General features: G+C 63.1%; 18 protein-coding genes, 1 pseudogene and 1 riboswitch. Of the genes and pseudogenes, 3 read left to right on the forward strand and 16 right to left on the reverse strand.

Features of this window, described 5'->3' with window-relative positions; all coding sequences use genetic code 11:
* Positions 1-63 precede the first annotated feature (63 nt).
* From RlegSU303_RS30460 to RlegSU303_RS30470, 3 genes are all read left to right on the forward strand, one after another.
* Complete coding sequence (locus tag RlegSU303_RS30460) at positions 64-969, forward strand: choline sulfate utilization transcriptional regulator (protein WP_222397751.1); 906 nt, start codon at positions 64-66, stop codon at positions 967-969.
* Positions 970-1,059: 90 nt separating this feature from the next.
* The gene (locus tag RlegSU303_RS30465; protein WP_017958043.1) at positions 1,060-1,260 is read left to right on the forward strand and encodes a hypothetical protein; all 201 of its coding nucleotides are present in this window, start codon (positions 1,060-1,062) and stop codon (positions 1,258-1,260) included.
* A gap of 62 nt (positions 1,261-1,322) precedes the next feature.
* Complete coding sequence (locus tag RlegSU303_RS30470) at positions 1,323-2,114, forward strand: HpcH/HpaI aldolase family protein (RefSeq protein ID WP_151517918.1); 792 nt, start codon at positions 1,323-1,325, stop codon at positions 2,112-2,114.
* Between the two features lie 3 nt (positions 2,115-2,117).
* Here RlegSU303_RS30470 and RlegSU303_RS30475 read toward each other — a convergent pair whose 3' ends face one another.
* The 16 genes and pseudogenes from RlegSU303_RS30475 to RlegSU303_RS30550 all read right to left on the reverse strand — a co-directional run bounded on the left by RlegSU303_RS30475 (position 2,118) and on the right by RlegSU303_RS30550 (position 19,737).
* Positions 2,118-2,798 carry a spermidine synthase gene (locus tag RlegSU303_RS30475; protein ID WP_151517919.1) on the reverse strand — a complete coding sequence of 227 codons (681 nt, stop codon included), beginning with the start codon at positions 2,796-2,798 and terminating at the stop codon, positions 2,118-2,120.
* 70 nt (positions 2,799-2,868) lie between these two features.
* The gene (locus RlegSU303_RS30480) at positions 2,869-3,768 is read right to left on the reverse strand and encodes an ABC transporter ATP-binding protein (protein ID WP_151517920.1); all 900 of its coding nucleotides are present in this window, start codon (positions 3,766-3,768) and stop codon (positions 2,869-2,871) included.
* Complete coding sequence (locus RlegSU303_RS30485) at positions 3,765-4,568, reverse strand: ABC transporter ATP-binding protein (protein ID WP_151517921.1); 804 nt, start codon at positions 4,566-4,568, stop codon at positions 3,765-3,767. Before RlegSU303_RS30485 ends, RlegSU303_RS30480 begins: the two co-directional genes overlap by 4 nt.
* On the reverse strand, positions 4,565-5,443 hold the full coding sequence (locus RlegSU303_RS30490; protein WP_017958048.1) for an ABC transporter permease: 879 nt from the start codon (positions 5,441-5,443) through the stop codon (positions 4,565-4,567). The genes RlegSU303_RS30485 and RlegSU303_RS30490 overlap by 4 nt, the downstream gene beginning before the upstream one ends.
* 1 nt (position 5,444) lies before the next feature.
* On the reverse strand, positions 5,445-6,422 hold the full coding sequence (locus RlegSU303_RS30495; protein WP_151517922.1) for an ABC transporter permease: 978 nt from the start codon (positions 6,420-6,422) through the stop codon (positions 5,445-5,447).
* Between the two features lie 55 nt (positions 6,423-6,477).
* Positions 6,478-8,124, reverse strand: a complete 1,647-nt coding sequence (locus RlegSU303_RS30500; protein WP_222397750.1) for an ABC transporter substrate-binding protein — start codon at positions 8,122-8,124, stop codon at positions 6,478-6,480.
* 43 nt (positions 8,125-8,167) lie between these two features.
* The gene (locus tag RlegSU303_RS30505) at positions 8,168-9,190 is read right to left on the reverse strand and encodes a glycoside hydrolase family 3 N-terminal domain-containing protein (protein ID WP_131628837.1); all 1,023 of its coding nucleotides are present in this window, start codon (positions 9,188-9,190) and stop codon (positions 8,168-8,170) included.
* A gap of 57 nt (positions 9,191-9,247) precedes the next feature.
* Positions 9,248-9,553: pseudogene (locus tag RlegSU303_RS30510) on the reverse strand (GNAT family N-acetyltransferase); the annotation flags it as partial.
* 219 nt (positions 9,554-9,772) lie between these two features.
* Positions 9,773-10,582 (reverse strand): bifunctional hydroxymethylpyrimidine kinase/phosphomethylpyrimidine kinase, encoded by an 810-nt coding sequence (gene thiD / locus RlegSU303_RS30515; RefSeq protein ID WP_222275035.1) that lies wholly within the window; start codon positions 10,580-10,582, stop codon positions 9,773-9,775.
* Positions 10,579-11,214 (reverse strand): thiamine phosphate synthase, encoded by a 636-nt coding sequence (thiE, locus tag RlegSU303_RS30520; protein WP_222353738.1) that lies wholly within the window; start codon positions 11,212-11,214, stop codon positions 10,579-10,581. Before thiE ends, thiD begins: the two co-directional genes overlap by 4 nt.
* Complete coding sequence (thiM, locus tag RlegSU303_RS30525) at positions 11,211-12,014, reverse strand: hydroxyethylthiazole kinase (RefSeq protein WP_168278820.1); 804 nt, start codon at positions 12,012-12,014, stop codon at positions 11,211-11,213. Before thiM ends, thiE begins: the two co-directional genes overlap by 4 nt.
* A 50-nt stretch (positions 12,015-12,064) precedes the next feature.
* A riboswitch (TPP riboswitch) is annotated at positions 12,065-12,161 on the reverse strand.
* 91 nt (positions 12,162-12,252) lie between these two features.
* Complete coding sequence (locus tag RlegSU303_RS30530) at positions 12,253-13,581, reverse strand: hypothetical protein (RefSeq protein WP_231283919.1); 1,329 nt, start codon at positions 13,579-13,581, stop codon at positions 12,253-12,255.
* 9 nt (positions 13,582-13,590) lie between these two features.
* On the reverse strand, positions 13,591-15,282 hold the full coding sequence (locus RlegSU303_RS30535; protein WP_231283920.1) for a S8 family peptidase: 1,692 nt from the start codon (positions 15,280-15,282) through the stop codon (positions 13,591-13,593).
* Between the two features lie 136 nt (positions 15,283-15,418).
* Entirely contained in the window at positions 15,419-17,107 is a 1,689-nt protein-coding gene (locus RlegSU303_RS30540) for an ABC transporter ATP-binding protein (RefSeq protein WP_231283921.1), read from the reverse strand.
* Positions 17,104-18,048, reverse strand: coding sequence for an acetamidase/formamidase family protein (locus RlegSU303_RS30545; protein ID WP_094088635.1), 945 nt, complete (start codon positions 18,046-18,048; stop codon positions 17,104-17,106). The genes RlegSU303_RS30540 and RlegSU303_RS30545 overlap by 4 nt, the downstream gene beginning before the upstream one ends.
* Positions 18,049-18,117: 69 nt before the next feature.
* Positions 18,118-19,737 (reverse strand): ABC transporter substrate-binding protein, encoded by a 1,620-nt coding sequence (locus RlegSU303_RS30550; RefSeq protein ID WP_231283922.1) that lies wholly within the window; start codon positions 19,735-19,737, stop codon positions 18,118-18,120.
* Positions 19,738-19,752: the final 15 nt, after the last annotated feature.

Raw genomic sequence — 19,752 nt, forward strand, 5'->3', positions numbered from 1 at the left:
TGAAACGCCTATTATCGCGCCTGTAAAGACAGCTTTTTTCGATGTCTGGCCAAAGGATTTTTTATGTCAGAACGCCCTCCCGAGCTTGGATGGATGCGCCTCTTCGTCGAGGTCGCGCGGCTCGGGAGCTTTTCGGCGGCTGCAACGCTTCTCGGCCTGACCCAGCCGGCCGTCAGCTACCAGATCCGCCGGCTGGAACAGCAGTTCGGCGTCAGCCTGCTGCGCCGCCAGCATCGTGGCGTCGAATTGACCGCGGAAGGCGAGCGGCTTCTGGACATCGCCGCCAAGGCCGTCGGCGATATCGATGCGCTCGTCCGAAGTTTTCGCCTCGAAGCCCAGAGGCCGGTCGTCAGGCTCAGGACCGACTATGCTTTCTCGGCGCTTTGGCTGATCCCGCGCATGGATGGCTTTCGCCTGCTGCACCCGGAGACGGACATACAGATCGTCGCGGCGCAGAGGCTTGCGGTCGGGTTTCGCGACGAGGCCGACGTCGCGGTCGTGTTCGGGACGCGGGCGGAATTCGGTTCCGTGGGCACGCTTCTGCTGCCGGAAAGGGTCGTGCCCGTCTGCACGCGGGGATTCCTCGATCGCAACGGACCCTTCGACGATCCAGGACAATTGGCGGGAGCGAGGCTGATCCATCTCGACGCGCCGCTGCCATCGCCCTGGTTCGACTGGCGCACATATTTTGGCGAATTCTCCGTCCTGCGCGGCGCCCACGCCGACCGCGGTGATATCAGCTTCAACACCTATTCATTGGTCGTTCAGGCGGCGCTGAGCGAGCAGGGCGTGGCGCTCGGCTGGATGGGGCTCGTCGACACGCTCCTTTCAGCGGGCATGCTGCAGGAAGCCGGCCCGTCGCTGGAGGCGCGAGACCGCGGTTACTGGCTGGTGCCTCCGCGAACTCCAAACGTCCACAGCGAGAGGCTCAGCGCTTGGCTGTCGGATGAGGTGGAGAAGAATGATTAGCGGCGGTTGCATTTCTCCTCGGAAGAAGCCTTGTCATCGGCGATGACGATCGACATTGTGGGCCGAATCCATGGCGGAGGTGACTTAAGCATGCGAACCATCGGATATGTCGTCGGCCTGCTTATGGTCGTGTTCGGCCTGATCTGGATCGGGCAGGGAAGTGGCTATTTTCCCTATCCGGCATCGAGTTTCATGATTGCCCAAAAGATCTGGATGGTCTGGGGCGCCATTCTGGCGGCGGCGGGCATCGTCGTGATGGTCAGCATCTCGCGGCTTCGCCGCAGAGGATGAATTGCTGCTGCCGTTTGGCGGCAACCCGGCCGCTGACGGCCTGTCGAATTGAGGAGAATGGCATGAGCGCAGCTGAAATCGACGGCTTTGCGGACCGGATCAGACAGCACCGAGGCGGCATGATCTCCGCCTGGATAGGTATTCCCGACGCCACGCTCGCCAACCACCTGGCACAGGAGGCTTTCGACACCATCGTGCTGGATATGCAGCACGGCATGTGGGATATGCCCTCGGCAGCGAACGCCGTCGCCCAGGTGCGGCTTGCCGGCAAGCCGGCGCTGGCGCGCATACCGGTCGGCGATTTCGCTTCCGGCTCGCGCCTGCTCGATGCCGGAGCCTCCGGCATCATCGCGCCGATGATCAATTCGGCCGAGGACGCGCAAGCCCTCGTCAAGACCACCAAATACCCGCCTCTCGGCGAACGCAGCTGGGGACCGTCGCTGGCGCTGAACCACACAGGCCTGTCGGCCGATGATTATCTGAAGAACGCCAACGCGCTCACCGTCGCCATCGCCATGATCGAAACCCGGGCGGCACTCGAGGCGATCGACGACATTCTCGGCGTTGCCGGCATCGATGGCATCTTCATCGGCCCTTCCGACCTTTCGATCGCGCTGTCGAACGGCGATCAGGTGGCGCCGAACGCCGCCGAGATCGACAGCGCCATGCAGCATGCGGTTTCGCGCTGCCGCGCCCACGGCAAATTCGCCTGCGCCTTCGCCGGCGACGGCGAGCGGGCCGGTGAACTGCTGAAGTTCGGCTTCGATCTGGTCATTGCCGGTGCCGAGACAGCGCAGCTGCGCTCCGGAGCCCGCCGCGCCATCAATGCCGCCCGCAGGATCGCTTCTGCTTGAACGTCATTTCACTGGCTTGACGGCCAGCCAGATGACGTGGCGGGCGCCACCGCGTTTGCCGTTGGCGCGCGTGTTGACCGCGTCGACGGCAAAACCGCAGCCCTTGAGACGTCGCGTGAAATCGGGGTCCGGACCGGACGACCAGACGGCGAGCACGCCGCCGGGGCGCAACGCGTCGCCGGCGGCGCGAAGGCCGGCAAAATCGTAGAGCCGGTCGTTGGATTTGCGGGTCAGGCCATCAGGGCCATTATCGACATCGAGCAGGATGGCGTCATAGGCGCCTTTACCGGAACGGATCGCCTCGCCGACATCGCCCTGGTGGATACCGACGCGCGGGTCGTCGAGACAGCCCTTGAAGACCTCGGCCATCGGCCCGCGTGCCCAGGCGACCACGGCCGGCACCAGCTCCGCGACGGTGACGCCGGCATCTTCCGGGAGGACGGCGAGAGCGGCGCGGAGGGTAAAGCCCATGCCGAGCCCGCCGATCAAGATCCTTGGCTTCGGATGCGTTTTGATCCGATCCCAGGAAAGGGTCGCCAGCGCCTCCTCCGAGCCGCTGAGGCGGCTGTTCATCAGCTCGTTGGCGCCGAGCATGATCGAAAACTCGCTGCCGCGCCGCTTCAGCCGCAATTCGCCGTTTTCACCGGGAATGGTCGCGGAATCGAGCTGGATCCAGGGCAGCATGACGGTATCGCCTCATCTGAAAGAGACCGTCCCCTAGCATGGGGCGCCAGATGAGGCCAGCAAGCCGGCCTCAGATCATCCGCATGAAATGATCCTGCTCGAATTCGACGATGTCGTCCTGCGGCACGGCCGAACGGCGGCGGATGTCCTCCACCTCGTCGGGCCTCAGCCGGGCCTTCGGGTCGTCGAACCGGACTTCGGGATCGGGCACGGCCGAGAGCAGCAGCCTTGTATAGGGATGTAGAGGATTGTCGATCACCTTGACGACGCTGCCCCATTCGACGATCTGGCCGGCATACATCACGGCGATGTCCTCGGCGACATAACGGGCGGTGGCGATGTCATGGGTGATATAGAGCAGGCCGAGATTCATCTCCTGCTTCATCTCGTTCAACAGGTTCAGCACGCCGAGGCGCACGGAGACGTCGAGCATCGAGGTCGGTTCGTCGGCGACGATCACTTCCGGCTTGACGGCCAAGGCGCGCGCGATGTTGATGCGCTGGCGCTGGCCGCCGGAAAGCTCGTGCGGATATTTCGGCGCGACGAGATCGGGATCGAGCCTGACGCGCCGCAGAAGTTCACGGATCGCGGCGTCGATCTCGGCCCCCTTGATCTCCGGGCGGTGCAGTTTGAGTGGCCGCCGGAGATGATGGGCGATGGTGTGGGCCGGGTTCAGCGAGGCGAAGGGATCCTGGAAGATCATCTGCACCGAGCGGCGGTAGCGGGCGATCTCAGCGGATTTCGCCGCCTCGACAGGCCGGCCCTTGTAGAGAATCCGGCCGGATGTCGGCAGATATTCGCGCATCGCCATGCGGGCGCAGGTGGTCTTGCCGCTGCCGGATTCGCCAACCAGCGCCAGCGCCCGGCCGGCATGCAGCGAAAACGAGATGGCGCGCGCCGCATGCACGGCCCCGGAACCATGGCCGAAAGTCTTGGTCACCTGGTCGAGCGCGAGAATAGCGTCTGTCATAGCAGCACTCCTCCATGCAGCGAGGGGAAGGAGGCCCAGAGCTTTTTCGTGTAGTCATGCTTGGGCGTCCTGTAGATCGCCTCGGCGGTGTTCTGCTCCACCAATTGGCCTGATAGCATGATGCCGATGCGGTCGCAGAATTGCACCATCAGCCCGAGATCATGGGTGATGAACAGCACGGAAAAGCCGAAGCTGCGGCGCAATTCGTTGATGCGCTGCAGGATCTCGCGCTGGACGACGACGTCGAGCGCCGTCGTCGGCTCGTCCATGACGACGAGCTTCGGATCGAGCGCCATGCAGATGGCGATGACGATGCGCTGGCGCATGCCGCCGGAGAACTGGTGCGGATAGTCGCGCATGCGATCCGGCGCGATATCGACGAGCGTCAGCATCTCGGCGGTGCGCTCGCGGGCTGCGGCACGGCTCATGTTCTTGTGAGTGCGCAGCATGTCGTAGAATTGCGTTTCGATGCGCAGCACCGGGTTCAGCGAGTTCATGGCGCTCTGGAACACCATGGCGACATCGCGCCAGCGGAATGCGTTGAGCGCCTGCCGGTCGAGGCCGAGCACGTCGCGGCCGTCGAGCAGTATGCGGCTCTCCTTGCGGATCAGCGCCGGCGGCTTGTGCAGGCGGCTGATGGCAAAAGCGATTGTGCTCTTGCCGCAGCCGGATTCGCCGGCAAGGCCGAAGACCTCGCCGGGCGCGACATCGAAGCTGACATCGCTGACGGCGCGGAAATCCTTCTCCTCGCCGATATAGTCGATGGTAAGGTTCCTCACCGAGAGCAGCGGCTGCGTCACAGGCGGCCCTCCCCAGAGCGGACGAGTAGTGACCAGCGCTTCAGATGATTGCCGGTGCGCAGCCGCGGATTGGCGATCTCGTCGACGGCGAAGTTCAAGAGCGACATGCCGATGCCGAGGAAGGCGAGTGCGAAGCAGGGGGTGAGGATATCCCACCAGGCGCCGACCGAAAGGGCCGAGGCCTTCTGAGCATTATAGAGCATGGTGCCCCAGGAAATCGCTCGGGGATCACCGAGGCCGAGGAATTCCAGCGTTGCCTCGGTGATGATCGCGAAGATGACGCTGCCGATGAAATTGATGCCGACGATTGAAATCACGTTGGGAAAGATCTCGAATGTCATGATGCGCCATTGCGGCTCGCCCATCATCTCGGCCGATTTGACGAAATCCTTCTGTTTGACGGAGAGCGTTTCGGCGCGGGTGACGCGTGCGCCCCAGGCCCAGGAGGTGGCGCCGAGGATGAGGGCGATGACGAGGGGGCTTGCCTGGCCGATGAAGGCTGCAAGCACAAGCAGCAGCGGCAGGTTGGGAACGACCAGCACCATATTGGTGAAGAAGCTGATGATCTCGTCGGTCTTGCCGCCGCGATAGCCGGAGATGATGCCGAGTGCGGTGCCGACAAGGGTGATCAGCAGGCCGGCGCCGAAGCCGACGGCAAGCGAAGTACGGGCGCCGTAGATCAGCCGGGCAAAGACATCCTGGCCGATGCGGGTGGTGCCGAGGATATGGTCGAGCGATGGCGGCTGGTGCGGCCGCCCGGTGCGGGCGGCGGGATCGTACTGCGTCAGCAGGGGCGCTGCGATCGCGACGAGGACGATGAAGGCGATGATGACGAGACCGACGAGCGCCTTGCGGTTTCGAAGCAGGGTCCTCATCTCACGCTTCCTTCAGCCGCGGGTCGAGCAGCACATAGCTGACGTCGACGATAAAATTGGCGATCAACATGGTTGCGGTCATGATGAGCAACTGGCCCTGGATGACGGGGTAATCGCGGGCGAGGATCGCCTGGTAGAGAATGTTGCCGAGGCCGGGGTAATTATAGACGACCTCCGTCACCAGCGAGCCGCCGAGGATCGTGCCGATGGCGATGGCAAGGCTGGAGACAGTTGGCAATAGGGCGTTGCGGGCTGCGTACCAGAGCATCACATGCCGGTCGGAAAGGCCCTTGGCGCGGGCCATGACGATATAGTCCTCGCCAAGCAGGTTGATCATGTTGTTGCGCATGGTGACGGTGAAGCCGCCGATCAGCACGGTGCAGAGCGTCACCATCGGCAGGATGCCGTGATAGGCGAGGCTACCTATATATTGCAGGCTGAAGGCCGGATCGAGCGATGGGTCGGCGGCATAACCATTCGGAAACCAGCCGAGCGTGAAGCCGAAGACGAAGAGCACGATCAGCGAGGTGACGACGGCCGGCACCGAGGTCGCGAAGATCGCCCCGACGGAGACGATGACATCGAACTTGCTGCCGCGGCGCCAGGCGGCGACGACGCCGAGGAAGGTGCCGAGCGCGAAGCTCACGATCGTCGCCGTGCCCATCAGGCCGACGGTCCAGACAAGGGCATGGCCGAGCACCGAGGTGACCGGCAGCGGAAAATATTTGATCGAGCGGCCGAGATCGCCGGTGAAGATGCTGCCGAGATAGGTGAGGTACTGCTGCCAGAGCGGACCGTCGACGAAGCCGAAGGTGAGCTTCAGCGCCTGCAGGCTTTCCGGTGGCAATTCGGTGCCGGCACTCGAAAACATGATCTGCACGGGATCGCCCGGCATCAGACGAGGCAGGAAGAAATTGATTGTCGCTGCCGCGATGAAGGCTGCCATGTAGAAGACGAGGCGGCGAAGCAGGAAAGCCATGAGGACTCCGTCGTGACGGAGCGGCGCTTTACGCCGCTCCCGAGGATTGCGATGCTTACTTGACCGGCTCGAGGGCCAGCAGGTTCAGCAGGCGTGCCGGGTTGGTCCGGGAGATCGACGGATTGACGAAGGGGTTTTCCTTGGTCGACCAGCCGGTGAAGCGCTTGGTGTTGTACTGATACCAGTTCGGATTGTTGAACACGGGAATCATCGGCAGGTTTTCAGCGACGATGCGCTGCGCCTTGCTCATCGCGTCCTTCTGCTTGGCAAGATCGGCGGTATGAGTGAACTCGGTGACGAGTTTTTCGACCTCCGGATTGAACCAGCGCTGCGCGGTGAAGCGGGTCTTGCCCTTGTCCGAGGCGCTGAAGGCGCGCTTATAGGGGTAATAGGGCGAAGCCGATGCCGGCAGGCTGTTGATCGCCGCATCGAAGGTGCCGTTGATGAGGTTGCCGGTCCAGACGGCTTCCTCCGGCGTTTCGATCTTGGCGTCGATGCCGACGGCCTGCATGCCTTCCACGGCGATGTTGACTGTGTCGACCCAATCCGTCCAGGAATTCGGGACAATGATGGAGAAGGAGATCTTGCTGCCGTCGGGAGTGTCGCGGAAGCCGTCGCCGTCCTTGTCCTTGTAGCCTGCCTCGTCGAGCAGCGCCTTGGCCGCATCGGCGTCATAGGTTGCGAACTTGCCAAAGTCGGCCTTGACGGACGGGTCCGCCCAGCTCTTGTAGAGCTCGCCCATCAGGCCGGGGTCTTCGTTCAGCGTCGGATAGCCGTAGCCGGCGACGTCGATCATCGTCTTGCGGTCGAGCGCCATGCCGACGGCACGGCGGAATTTCAGGTCGTTGAAGGCCTTCTTGTTGTTCTCGTTCGCCGTTTCCAAGTTGAACAGAAAGGCGACCATGCTGCTTGGCGAATACCAGTAATGGAAGTGCGCCGGATCCTTGGAAACATAGACGTTGTCGATATCGGGAATGAAGGAGACGCCCCAGTCGAGCGTGCCGTCGGCCGTTGCCGTCAGGATCTGGTTGTTGTCGGCAAGCTGCGGGAAGCGCATGCAATCGACCTTCAGATGGGCATTGTCCCAATAGTGCGGGTTGCGGCACTGGTCGTAGGTCTGGCCGGTGAAGCGCGGCACCTCGGTCAGCGGGCCGCTGCCGACCGGATTCTCATTGGCGAAGGTGACGGGATCGGCGACATCCTTCCAGACATGTTCGGGAACGATCGGCAGCTGCGAGATCTGCTCGGCGGCAAGCGAGCTCGGATTGGCGAGGGTGAAGCGCACCGTCTGAGCATCGACGGCTTGTACGTCCGTGACGAAGGTCCAGATGCTGACGAAGTCGAGCGCCGGGAATTTCTTCAGGTAATCATAGGTGAACTTGACGTCGGCCGCCGTCAGCGGCTTACCATCAGACCATTTCAGGTTCGGGCGCAGCTTGAAATCGATGCTCTTCAGATCGTCGGAGAGCTTGAAGCTTTCGGCCAGGCGATAGACCGGCTTGTTGCTGTCGAAGCGGTTGAAGACGACCAGCGGCTCGTAGATGAAATCGAGTGTCGACTGGCGCGCCGAGGTCTGGTTGAACGGGTTGAAGTTGCGAACCCAGGTCGTCGCCGGTTCGATATTCACGGTGAGGACCGTCTGCGCCATGGCGGAACCCGAAAGCAGTGTTAGTGCGGCGGCGGCAAGAAGATATTTTTTCATGTTCTATTCCCCTTTTCTTCTGTGGTGAGAGATGAGGTGCCGGTCAGGAGACCAGCGCGCTTGCAAACATGTCTTCGACTTCTGCGTGGGCGGCGCGGACATCGATCTTGAGATTGCCGAGGCGGGCCTTGCCGGCAGCGATCCGCTGCAGGGCAGCTTCCGTCAGCGGGCGGGCGGCCTTGGCGGCGGCTTCGCTTTCCGGGATGTCGCCATGGCTGTGGAGCGCGATGTCGAAGCCTGCGTCGAGCACCTGTTTGACGCGTTCCGGCAGGGTGCCGGAGAGCGACTCCATGAAGATGCAGTCGGAAATCAGCACGCCGTCATAGCCCATGTCGTTGCGGATCACGTCGTGCATAACAGGCGAGACCGACGCCGGCAGCTCCGCGTCATAGGCCGAATAGACGACATGGGCGACCATCGCCCAGGGCGTATCCTTCAGCTCCACGAAGGGCTTGAAATCGGTGGCGGCGAGCATCTCGCGACTGGCATTGACCACCGGGCGCTCCTTGTGGGAGTCGAGCGTCGCACGGCCATGACCGGGTATGTGCTTTATAACAGGCATGTTTCCGGTCTCGAGCAGGCCATCGACCACCTCGCGGCCGAGGGCAGCGATGAAATCGGGATCAGGGCCGAAGGAGCGAGCGCCGATGACCGCGCTCGTCGTCTCGAAGACGAGGTCGAGAACGGGCGAGCATCCGCTGGAAAGGCCGAGTTCCGTCATCATCGCGCCCATGGCCTGGGAGGAAAGGCGCAGTGCTTTTTTACCGAGATCGAAATCGCGGCGCGCAAGTTCGGCAAACTGGCCGAAACTGCGGAAGAGCGGCCAGGGGCCGGCATCGAGATGCTGAACGCGGCCGCCTTCCTGATCGGTGAAGACAGGCGCGTCGTCGCGGCCGACGGCCTCGCGGAAGCGGTCGATCAGCCGCTTCGTCTGTTCCGGCTCGCGCTGATTGCGCCGGCCGACGAAAAGGCCGAGCGGATTGGTTTCGCGAAAGAGGGCGAATTCATCATCCGAAATAGTGGGATTCGGAAGGCCGACGAAAAGGGCGAGCGGGGTCGAGGACAATTCTGTAGCTCCGGTATCAGATGGTCATTTCGGCGTGCTTCTCAGCATGCCTTCGTAGATGCCCTTGCCGCGGGCATCGGGATCGACGCCGGTCGGGCCGAAGAAGCCGCGCGCGGTCGTGTCATAGCAGGCAAAGCCGAGCAGCTTGCCGCCTTCGACGGCGATCAGGCAGGCAACGGGCTGGCGGGAAAAGGCGACGGCGACTTCGCTCGCCCAGTTCTCGCTGAACCTTTCGCGAACCCAGCTGACGATAAGATGCAGTTCCGGGGGGAGGGCCGGACGGATGGAGACGCCGACATCTTCGGCCTTGCGTTTCAGGTCGGCGAGCTCTGTGGAACATAGGCTCACAAGCAGGTCTGGCACCTGTCACTCCTCCAGTTATTCCTTTATTGCGGAATATACCCCCTTTTAGTGTCATAGACTTGGTCATCTGGCCGGGCTTGTCAACAAGGTTTTTCAAACGGCCAAAGGGACGACCCGCCGCTGTCCCGAGGGTTTCAACACAAAGTACGTGCCGAACGCAAAAACGGCCCGGGAAGGGCCGGGCCGTTTCGATTGGCGGAATATTGGTTGAGCGAGCGTCTATTCGCCGTCTTTCCAGAGCGCATGAAAATGCTGCACCGGGCCGTGGCCGGAACCGACGGTGAGGCGTCCGGCAGCCGCGACCGCGCCGGCGAGGTAATCCTTGGCGATGGCGACGGCCTCCCGCGCCGAGGCGCCCTTGGCGAGCTCGGCCGCCAGCGCGCTGGAGAGCGTGCAGCCGGTGCCGTGGGTATTCTTGGTCGGCACGCGCCGGGCTTCGAACCAGTGCAGGCCGGCGGCAGTGGCAAGCACGTCAGGGCTCTCGTCGCTGTCGAGATGTCCGCCCTTGACCAGCACCGCGGCCGGACCAAGCGCCAGCAGGCGCTCGGCCTGTTCCGCCATCTCAGCACGGTTTGTCGCCACCGGCTGGTGCAGCAGGGCGGCGGCTTCGGGCAGGTTCGGGGTCAGCAGTGTGGCAAGCGGAAGCAGCCGGCGGGTCAGCACGTCGACCGCTTCAGGCGCGAGCAGGGCGGCTCCACCCTTGGCGATCATGACAGGGTCGATGACGATCGGAATGTCGCGGTGCTCAGTCAGCGCACCGGCAACGGCGTCGGCGATGCCCGCATTGGCGATCATGCCGATCTTGACCGCATCGACCCGCACATCGGCAAAGACGGCATTGATCTGGTCGGCGACGAATTGCGGCGGCACCAGATGCACGCCGCTGACACCTTGCGTGTTCTGCGCCGTCAGCGCGGTCAGCACCGCCATGCCGTAGACGCCGCGGGCGGAAAAGGCCTTGAGATCGGCCTGGATGCCTGCGCCGCCCGAGGGATCGGAGCCGGCGATGGAGAGTACATTGCGGATCATGCGCGGGCCTTTCGAATTTCTGCAGCGATGCGGCGCGTGGCCGCTTCGGGGTCGGGCGTGCCGCAGATGGCGGAGACGACGGCAAGCCCCTGGGCGCCGGCGGCGAACACCTGGGCGACATGATCGGCCTTCAGCCCGCCGATCGCGACCGATGGCACCGGCGAGGCCTTTACCAGCATTGCAAGTCCGTCAAAGCCGATCGGCTGCTTGTGATCGGCCTTGGTCGGTGTCGCAAATACCGGGCCGACGCCGGTGTAATCGACGAGATCAGGATCGACGGCGCCGGCAAGCGCCTCGCTCTCGACCGACAGGCCAAGGATCATCTCAGGGCCGATCATCGCCCTCGCTCTCATCGCATCCATGTCCTCCTGGCCGATATGCAGGCCGTCGGCGCCGATGGCGATTGCCGCCTCGACGTCATCGTTGACAATGAGGAGGGCGCCGGTCCCATCCAGCGCCTGTTTCAAGGCGCGGCCGGTCTCGATCATCCTGATGGTGCCGGCATGTTTGTCGCGCAGCTGCACCATGGTCGCGCCGCCGGCAATGGCAAGGCGCGCGGTCTCGACCATGCCGATCTCCGCGCAGAGATCGGCGTCGAGGACGAGATAGAGCGAAAGGTCGAAAGCCTTCATACCACCGATATCCTTGCCCTGGCGTCAAGCGTTTCGGCGTCGAGCGCGGCCAGCGCATCGAGGAAGCGCCAGGAGAAGGAGCCGGGGCCGGCCGCTCCAAGGGCGGCTTCCTCACCGGCGATGGCGAAGGTTGCAAGTGCAGCGACCGTCGCACCAAAGATGTCCTCAGGCGCTGTCGCGGCAAAGGCGCCGACGAGGCAGGTGAGCGAGCAGCCGAGTGCTGTGACCTGAGGCATCAAGGCCGATCCGCCTTCGATGCGCACGGCCTGCTCGCCGTCGGTGACGAAATCGACGGCGCCGGTGACGGCCACGACCGCCCGCTGTCGCTCAGCCAGCCATCGCGCCGAACCTTCCGCCTGCTCGACCGGATCACGGCTGTCGACGCCCTGGCCGCGGCTCTCTCCGCCAGCAAGCGCGATGATCTCGGAAGCGTTGCCGCGGATGATGGTCGGGCGCAGGGCGAGCAGTTCGGCAACCGCATTGCGGCGGAAGGTCGTGGCATAATGGGCGACCGGATCGAGCACCCAGGGTTTGCCGGCGGATGTCGCCGCCTTCGCCGCCGCCTGCATGCCGTCAATCCATTGCGTCGACAGCGTGCCGATATTGATTGTCAGCGCGCTGGCGATCCCGGCGAATTCGCCGGCTTCTTCGGCGGCATGCACCATGGCGGGCGAGGCGCCCGCGGCAAGCAGGACATTCGCGGCGATATTCATGGCGACGTAATTGGTGATGCACTGAACGAGCGGCGGCTTCTCGCGCATCGCCTTCAGCATCGCTCCTGGTGTGGTCCTGGTCTGCATGTGGCCCCTTTCAGGCGGGGGCGGGCACGGGGCGGTTGGTGCGGGCGGTGCCGCGGCCCCGAGCGACTCCCTCCGCCGGCATTATCCGGTTCAGGTTCGAAGGGTGCTTCTCAGCCCGTCTGTCGACGAACGCCCCTGTCTCTCATCGCGCTCTTTTTCGCAGAGAACGGGACTGATGTCATCCTGAAAATGACAATTCCACGACTGACAGCGCCGTGCGTTTTTTTACGAAAGGCGATCAGCCGACGATCTTTGCCAGCAGCCGTCCGACATCCTCGTTGGCGACATTGTTATGGGCATCCGACGCCGCTGTCTTGATGATGTACTTGTCCGCCAGGAAGGTGTTGACCTTGCCGGCCTGCGGCGTGAACACGGCATCCGTATCGTCCTCGACAGCCTGTCCCGCCTTCAGGTGCTGCGGACCGTTCGCCCCCATCGCCCCGAACTCGTCGTTGGCATCGCCGATGCTCTTGGCGATATCGCGCGACAGGCGCGACGCCAGCGCATAGGCAAGCGTGCAGGCGAGATCGTTGTGGGTGTGGGTGATGCAGATCGGGCCTGTCGGTTTGCCAACGACATCGGGAAAGGCGCCGGCAAGGCCCGGCTTGATCTCCTTGGCGAAGCCATTGTGCGAGAAGGCCCCCTGCAGCAGGGTGAGCGAGAAGAATTCCAGCTTCGGGACCGGGGTGAGCCCGTTGGCTGATGCCGCGACCAGCCGGGCGCCGAAGCTGTGGCCGACGAGATGCAGGCGGATCGGCTGTTGCAGCACGAGCTTCGACAGCACGCTTTTCGTCAACGCCTCGCCGACGATGCCGGCGCGCTTCTTCATTTCGTAATAGGTCAGCTGGTTCAAAAACCGCGCCACCGCCGCTCTCGGGCCGGAGATCAGGCCCGAGACGACGTCGCCGAGCCCTTGAGCCTTGCCGACGGAGCTTTCGAGGTTAAATGTCGGCGCCGCGATGAGAGCTTCCATCAGCATTTTGGCGCTGGTGGCATCGTCCGTGGCGAGCGCAATCGGCGCTGAATCCGCTTTGAGTTCGGAATCCGTTCCCGGAGAACCGAGTGCTTCGTTGCCGTTCTTGACGAGGAAAAACGACGTCGTTTCATCGAGCGTCTTCGCTGCCGCCCGCGCCTTTTCGGCCGTTGCGGCGCCATCCGGCCCGAAGAGATCTTCGAAATCCTTCAGCACGTTTTTGAAGGCCGCATCGTCAAGATCCTCAGGGCCTGCCACCGTTCCATCTGCCGCCAGGGTCCCACCGCCGCCTGGCGTCACCAGCGTCTGTTCGTCGAAATCGGTGCGATAGGCCTTGGCGGGCCAGACGACGCCGGCGACGACGGTGTGGCTCGCCTTGTCGGGCGCAAGCTTCTTGCGGGCGTTCGCCCACAGCGTTCCGTAGAGCTTGCGGGCATCGTCCTTGGTATTCTTCCAGCCATGCGACATGACCACCAGATCGGTCGTTCCGGGCTGGTTGAGCAACGCCGCGAGACTTGTCGTCGTCGCGGGATCGATCGCGCCAGTCTTGTCGAATTCGAGCCATAGGAATGGCGAGGGTCCAAGCGAGTCCATATGTCCTCCTTACACAGCCTGTAGCGTTCGCATCAGATCGAGCAGGCCGGCGCCCTGAAACTCCGGCCGCCGCTTGAGATCGGTCGCAGCACTGACGAAGATCTCTTTGACGCGTTCCGGCTGGCCGAGAAATTCACGCCGAACCGAGAGGAACGCGGCGATCGCGCCGGAGACATGCGGCGTCGCCATGCTCGTTCCGGTATCCTCCCGGAACGGCGCTTCGCCTGACTTGGCACCGTTGTAGAGCGCGCATGAGATGATGCGCTCGCCGGGTGCGACGAGATCTGGCTTCATGCGCCCATCCGCGGTCGGTCCCTTGGAGGAAAAATAGGAGACGCCGTAGGTATGCGGCATGTCGCGATGCGTCGAGCCGACAGTGATGGCGAGCGCTGCGTTGCCGGGATCCATGATCGTGCCGCTATGGGCCGCGCGCTCCGGCGCTCCGGAAAGCTGCGTCACCGTGCCATAGCCGGCGTTGCCGGCCGCGACCACGACGCAGACGCCCGAGCGCACCAGCCTGTTGACTTCGACGCAGAGCGGGCTTTGTCCCGCGGCGAACCACACCGGGTTGAACGGATATCCAAGGCTCAGGTTGATGCCGTGAATCTTGATATTGCGTCCATAATCATTCGAGCGCTGGACGTAATTGATCGCAGCCAACAGATTGCTGAGTTTTCCCTGCTTCTCGTTGATCATCACTTTCAGGCTCATCAGCTTACAATACGGCGCCATGCCCGAAATCACGCCCTTATGCTCATCTGTAACCTGCGACTTCGTATCGTCGGCTTTGCGTATTTCGGATGTGACGCAGATCTTCGTTATTCCATCCGTCTTGGGTTCTTCCGATGTGGAAGTGCGGCCTGCGATGACGCCGGCGACATGGGTCCCATGGCCGGCAAGATCGATCAGCGCCGTTTCTGATGCCGACGCCGGATCGGGATTGTCGACGGTAAAGTCCCAGTGACGGAGACCATCTGGCAGTTCGAGCGTTTTCAACGTCAGGAAATGAGGATGGGTCTGGTCGATGCCGGTATCGGCGACGGCCCACACGATGCCTTTTCCACTGGCCGCGAAAGAGGCCTGCGCCGCATCGCATTTGATTGTCCTCACGGATTCATAGACGCAGCGATCAATGTCATGGTCGCGCCAGATCTTGTAAACGAGCGGAATATTCTTCCGCTTGCCGCTGCTCTTTTTGGCCTCGTCCTTAGACTTCACGCCATCGCCTTTTCCGGGCATCGTCCAGGTCGCAAGCCGGCCAATGGTTTTCCGGGTCAGGGTCGCAAAGACGTAGCTATCGGTCCACAGCGATTTGGCGGCGATCCTGTTGCCGCTGGAAAATATCCGCGAGAGGTTACGCTTGCTGACCTCAGAGACATTGGGCATGCCGAGCGGTGGTGACATGCCGAAACGCCGCAGGCTGTTGCTCTGGTCTGTCGCCCCGATCCTGTCGAGGTACAACAGGAATGCTTCGAACAAGAGCTGCCTCGCCGCTGACACGCCGCCGGGAAAGTCGCGGTTGAATTCGATGACGACGTCGAAGTCGGGATTTTCCGGGGTTTTGCTGATATTGCCGGAGTCGTCGGTGTCGCCTTTCAGTAGCCACGAGAGATCCCCTCCGATCCTCGTCTTGACCAGGTTTTCGCGGATATCATCCGCAGACTCTTTCTCTGGCTGTGCTGGCTGCGGCCCTCTCGCCATGCGGTTCTCCTCCCCTTTTCGGAAAGAATAGCAGTGGCAACCATAGGTGCAATATATTTCTGAAATGCAGCTCTATATTTACTGAATATCCGAATGACTTTAAGATTGCCGATCTAAACTCGCTCCGGCAATGCGCTCATCCATGAATCCCTTTCACCCGATAGACCTCCGGATCGGGGATCGGAACCGCGGCGATCAGTGCGCGGGTGTAGTCATCCCTTGGGTTCTCGAAGATATCCCGCCGCGTGCCGGTTTCGATGATGCGGCCGGTGCGCATGACGGCGACGTTGTGCGACATGCGCTCGACCACCGCCATGTCGTGGGAGATGAAGAGATAGGCGAGCCCCATCGTTTCCTGCAGTTCGAGCAGCAGGTCGAGTACCCGGGCGCGGACGGAGACGTCAAGCGCTGCGACGCTTTCGTCGGCGACGATCAGCTTGGGCTCCAGCGCCAGCGCCCGGGCGATGCAGATGCGCTGGCGCTGGCCGCCTGAAAATTCGTGCGGGTAGCGCGTCGCGGCATCGGGTGTCAGGCCGACCCGGCGCAACAGTTCGGCGACGCGATCCTGCCGCTCGGCACTGTTGCCGATACCGTGGATGACCATCGGTTCGGCGATCGCCTTGCCGACGGCCATGCGCGGGTCGAGCGAGGCATAGGGATCCTGGAAGATCATCTGCGCCGAACGGCGCACGGGCCGCATCTCGCGCTGGCTGAGGCCGGCAATGTTGCGGCCGTCGATCAGGACGTTGCCCTTGAAGGGGATGAGGCCGAGAACGGCCTTGCCTGTCGTCGATTTGCCCGAGCCGCTTTCGCCGACGAGACCGAGCGTTTCACCCGGCAGGATATCGAAGGAGACGCCATCGACGGCTGCGACTGGCGGCTTGCCCCGGAAAATCCGGCTTGCGGCATTGCCGTACGTGACGGTGAGGTCGCGCACATTCAGGACCGGCGTGCGGTCCGGATGCAGCGTCTCGACGGCGCGCTGGGTGATGCGCGGCGGACGGTCGGTGCCTGCAAGCGCGCCGAGCCGCGGGACGGCGGCGAGCAATTGCTGCGTATAGGCCTCCTTCGGCCGCTGGAAGATGGCGAGCGCCGTTCCCTGCTCGACGATCCTGCCATTCTGCATGATGACGACGCGGTCGGCCATTTCGGCGACAACGCCCATGTCGTGAGTGATCAGGATGATCGAGGCGCCGAATTCGCGCTTCAACTCGCGCATCAGCCTGAGGATCTGCGCCTGCACGGTGACGTCGAGGGCGGTCGTCGGCTCGTCGGCGATCAGCACCTTCGGCCGGCAGGAGAGCGCCATGGCGATCATCACCCGCTGGCGCATGCCGCCGGACAGCTCATGCGGATATTGCTTCAGCCGCCGGGCCGGCTCGGTGATCTGCACGGCATCGAGCATCTTCAGCCCCACCGCCTCGGCATTGTCGCTGCCCTGGTGCGCGCGGATTGCCTCAGTCAGCTGGTTGCCGACCGACATGACCGGGTTGAGCGAGGTCATCGGCTCCTGGAACACCATGGCGATATCACCGCCGCGCACGCTGCGCATCGCCCGGTCGGAAAGTTTGAGCAGGTCGCGCTCGCCGAGCATGATGCTGCCGGAGGCGACCTTCAGCGAGGCCTTCGGCAAGAGTCCCATGATCGACAGCGAGGTGACCGATTTGCCGGAGCCGGATTCGCCGGCGATGCAGAGCGTTTCGCCGCTTGCAAGCTCGAAGCTGACATCCTGGAGCACCGGCTTGCGGCCTTCGGGCGTGCGGGCATCGACGCTCAGATTGCGAAGGCTGAGCACCGGTGCTGCGACGGGCATGGCTTCGTTCACGCGAACACGATCCTCGGGAAGTAGAAGGAAACCACCCAGTTAGGCTGGTCGACGATCTCGCTGATGCGCAGATCGCCGCAGACCGAGCAGAGCAAATAGGCATCGATGGCGCTCATGCCGTGTTCGGCGCCGAGAAGATCGATCATGCGCATGACGCTTTCACGCGCCCCGGTCATCAGATCAGGGCCGATGCCTGTCGTGACCTCGTAGCCGGCGCCGTCGAGATGGCGGGTCACCGGTTCGGTGGTGGTGAAGCGCGGCGTTTGCAGCCTGGCGTCCTTGACGAGCTCGATCGTCGCTTCGACGTTCATCTGGCTTTCGATCGCCGTGCCGCAGACTTCGCCATCGCCCTGGGCGGCATGGGTATCTCCGATCGAAAACAGCGCGCCGTCGACCTCGACGGGCAGATAGAGCGTCACCCCCGCCGTCAGGTCGCGGATATCCATGTTGCCGCCGACGCGACGCGGGGGAACGACGGAGTGGGTGCCGGGCTCGGCGGGTGCGACGCCGATCGTGCCGGCGAAGGGCTTCAGTGGCACGCGACCGCCCGGACCGTAAAGGGCGGGCACCATGCTGTTGGCGTCATAGGACCAGACGTGCAGTGCCGGATCCTTGAACTGGTCGGCAAGCAGGCCGAAGCCTGGAATATTGGCCGTCCAGCCGACACCCGAGGGAATGAACTTGCGCAGAGTCACCTTCAGCGCATCGCCGGGCTTGGCGCCTTCGATATAGACTGGGCCGGAGACCGGGTTGATCTTGCCGAAATCGAGCGCGTTCAGCGTTTCCAGGGTGGCGTCGCTTCCGAGCTGGCCACCGGATGAATCCATGCATTCGAAGTGGATCGTCTCGCCGGGCTTGGCGACGACCGCGGGGGTGAAATCCTTGTTCCAGCCGAAATTATGCTGGGCGCGGTGGATGGTGTGGGTGCAGGCGATGCACATGTCATGTGTCTCCCTCGATTTTATAACGCCTTCCCGGGCGGGACCGGGAAGGCTTTGTTTCTTCAGGGCTTATTGCTTGACGTAGATCGCGTCGTAATTGATGACGCGGGTCGGATCGATGTAGATGTTGTCAGCACCGCCCATGCGCAGCGACTTGGCGACGACGCGGCGTTCGTTGATGACAGGGATCCACGGCGCATCGGCCATGATATCGGTGAAGATCTTGCCCCAGGCGACGGTGCGCTCGGCGGCCTTTGCCGGATCGGACATCGAGTCGGCGGCAACGGCGCGCTTGTCGAGATCGGCATTGCAATACCACGACCAGTTCCAGCCGCCCGGAACCGCGCCGGCGCAACCGAGGATCGGGCCGTAGAAGTTGGACGGATCCGGGAAGTCGGCGATCCAGGCCATGCCGCCCGACCAGATCATCGGCGCTTCGCCTTCCGTGCCGCCGGCCGCGATGACGTTTGCCTGGGCGAGTGCCCGGACTTCGGCTTTGACGCCGACAGCGGCCAGGTCTTGCTGTATCGCCTGGGCGATACGCGGCTGCGGGTCGGTGTTGGTCGAGTAGAGCACGGTCTCGAAACCATCGGGATAGCCGGCTTCGGCAAGCAGCGCCTTGGCTTTCGCTACGTCATAGGCGTAGCCGGTGAAGGCCTTGTCGTAGCCCGGCATCAGCGGCGGCAGCGGCTGGTTGGCGGGCGTTGCGCGGCCGTTGAGGATGCGGGTGATGCGGTCCTTGTTGATCGCCATGTTCAGCGCCTGGCGAACCTTGACGTTATCGAAGGGCTTCACCTTGGTGTTCAGCGTGATGTAGCCGGTGTGCAGCTGTTCGCCGTCGACGATCAACTGCGCGCCGTCGGCCGAATTCTTGATTTCGAGGAATTTTGCCGGCGGAATGCCGTCGCCGGCTATATCGACCTCGCCCTTCTGCAGGCGCAAGAGCGCCACCAGCGGCTCCTGGCCGACCTCGACCTTGAAGCTGTCGATGTAGGGAACACCCTTAACGAAATAATCTTTGTTGCGCTCGAAAACGAGCTGCTGGCCGATCGTCCAATCCTTGAGGATGAAGGTGCCGGAGCCGACCGGCTTCTTGCCGAAGTCGCCGGCGGCCGCCTCGACGGCTTCCTTCGGCACGACCGAGGCGAAGTTGATGGCGAGCACGTGCAGGAAGGTGGCGTCAGGACGCGAGAGATTGAAGATGACGGTGCTATCGTCCGGCGTCTCGATGCCGGAGAGCGTCGTCGTCTTGCCTCCGGTTTCATCCTCGAAGCCCTTGATGGCGCCGAAGAAACCCGCGCCAGGCCCTTGAGTCTTCGGGTCGACGGCGCGTTCGATCGAATATTTCACGTCGGAGGCGACGACCTCGCGGCCGTTCGAGAACTTTACGCCCTTGTGCAGCTTGAAGGTATAGGTCAAGCCGTCGGGCGAAACGGTGAAGCTTTCGGCAAGCGAGGGAACGGGGTTCGGCGTGCCGGGCGCATAGTCCATCAGGCGGGAATACAGGCTCTTGATCATCGACCAGTTGACCCAGTCGTAGCCGATTGCCGGGTCGAGCGTGGTGATGTCGTCCTTGTAGGTGACGACGATATCGCCACCCTGCTTGGGCGTTTCCTGAGCCATGACGGACAATGGGGCGAGCGCCACCATCGTTGCCATGGTCGTCTGTTGCAGCCAGCGTTTGAACATCTTGGTTCCCCTTCT

It is taken from the genome of Rhizobium sp. SU303 (genome assembly GCF_021052345.1).
GTDB lineage: Bacteria > Pseudomonadota > Alphaproteobacteria > Rhizobiales > Rhizobiaceae > Rhizobium > Rhizobium laguerreae.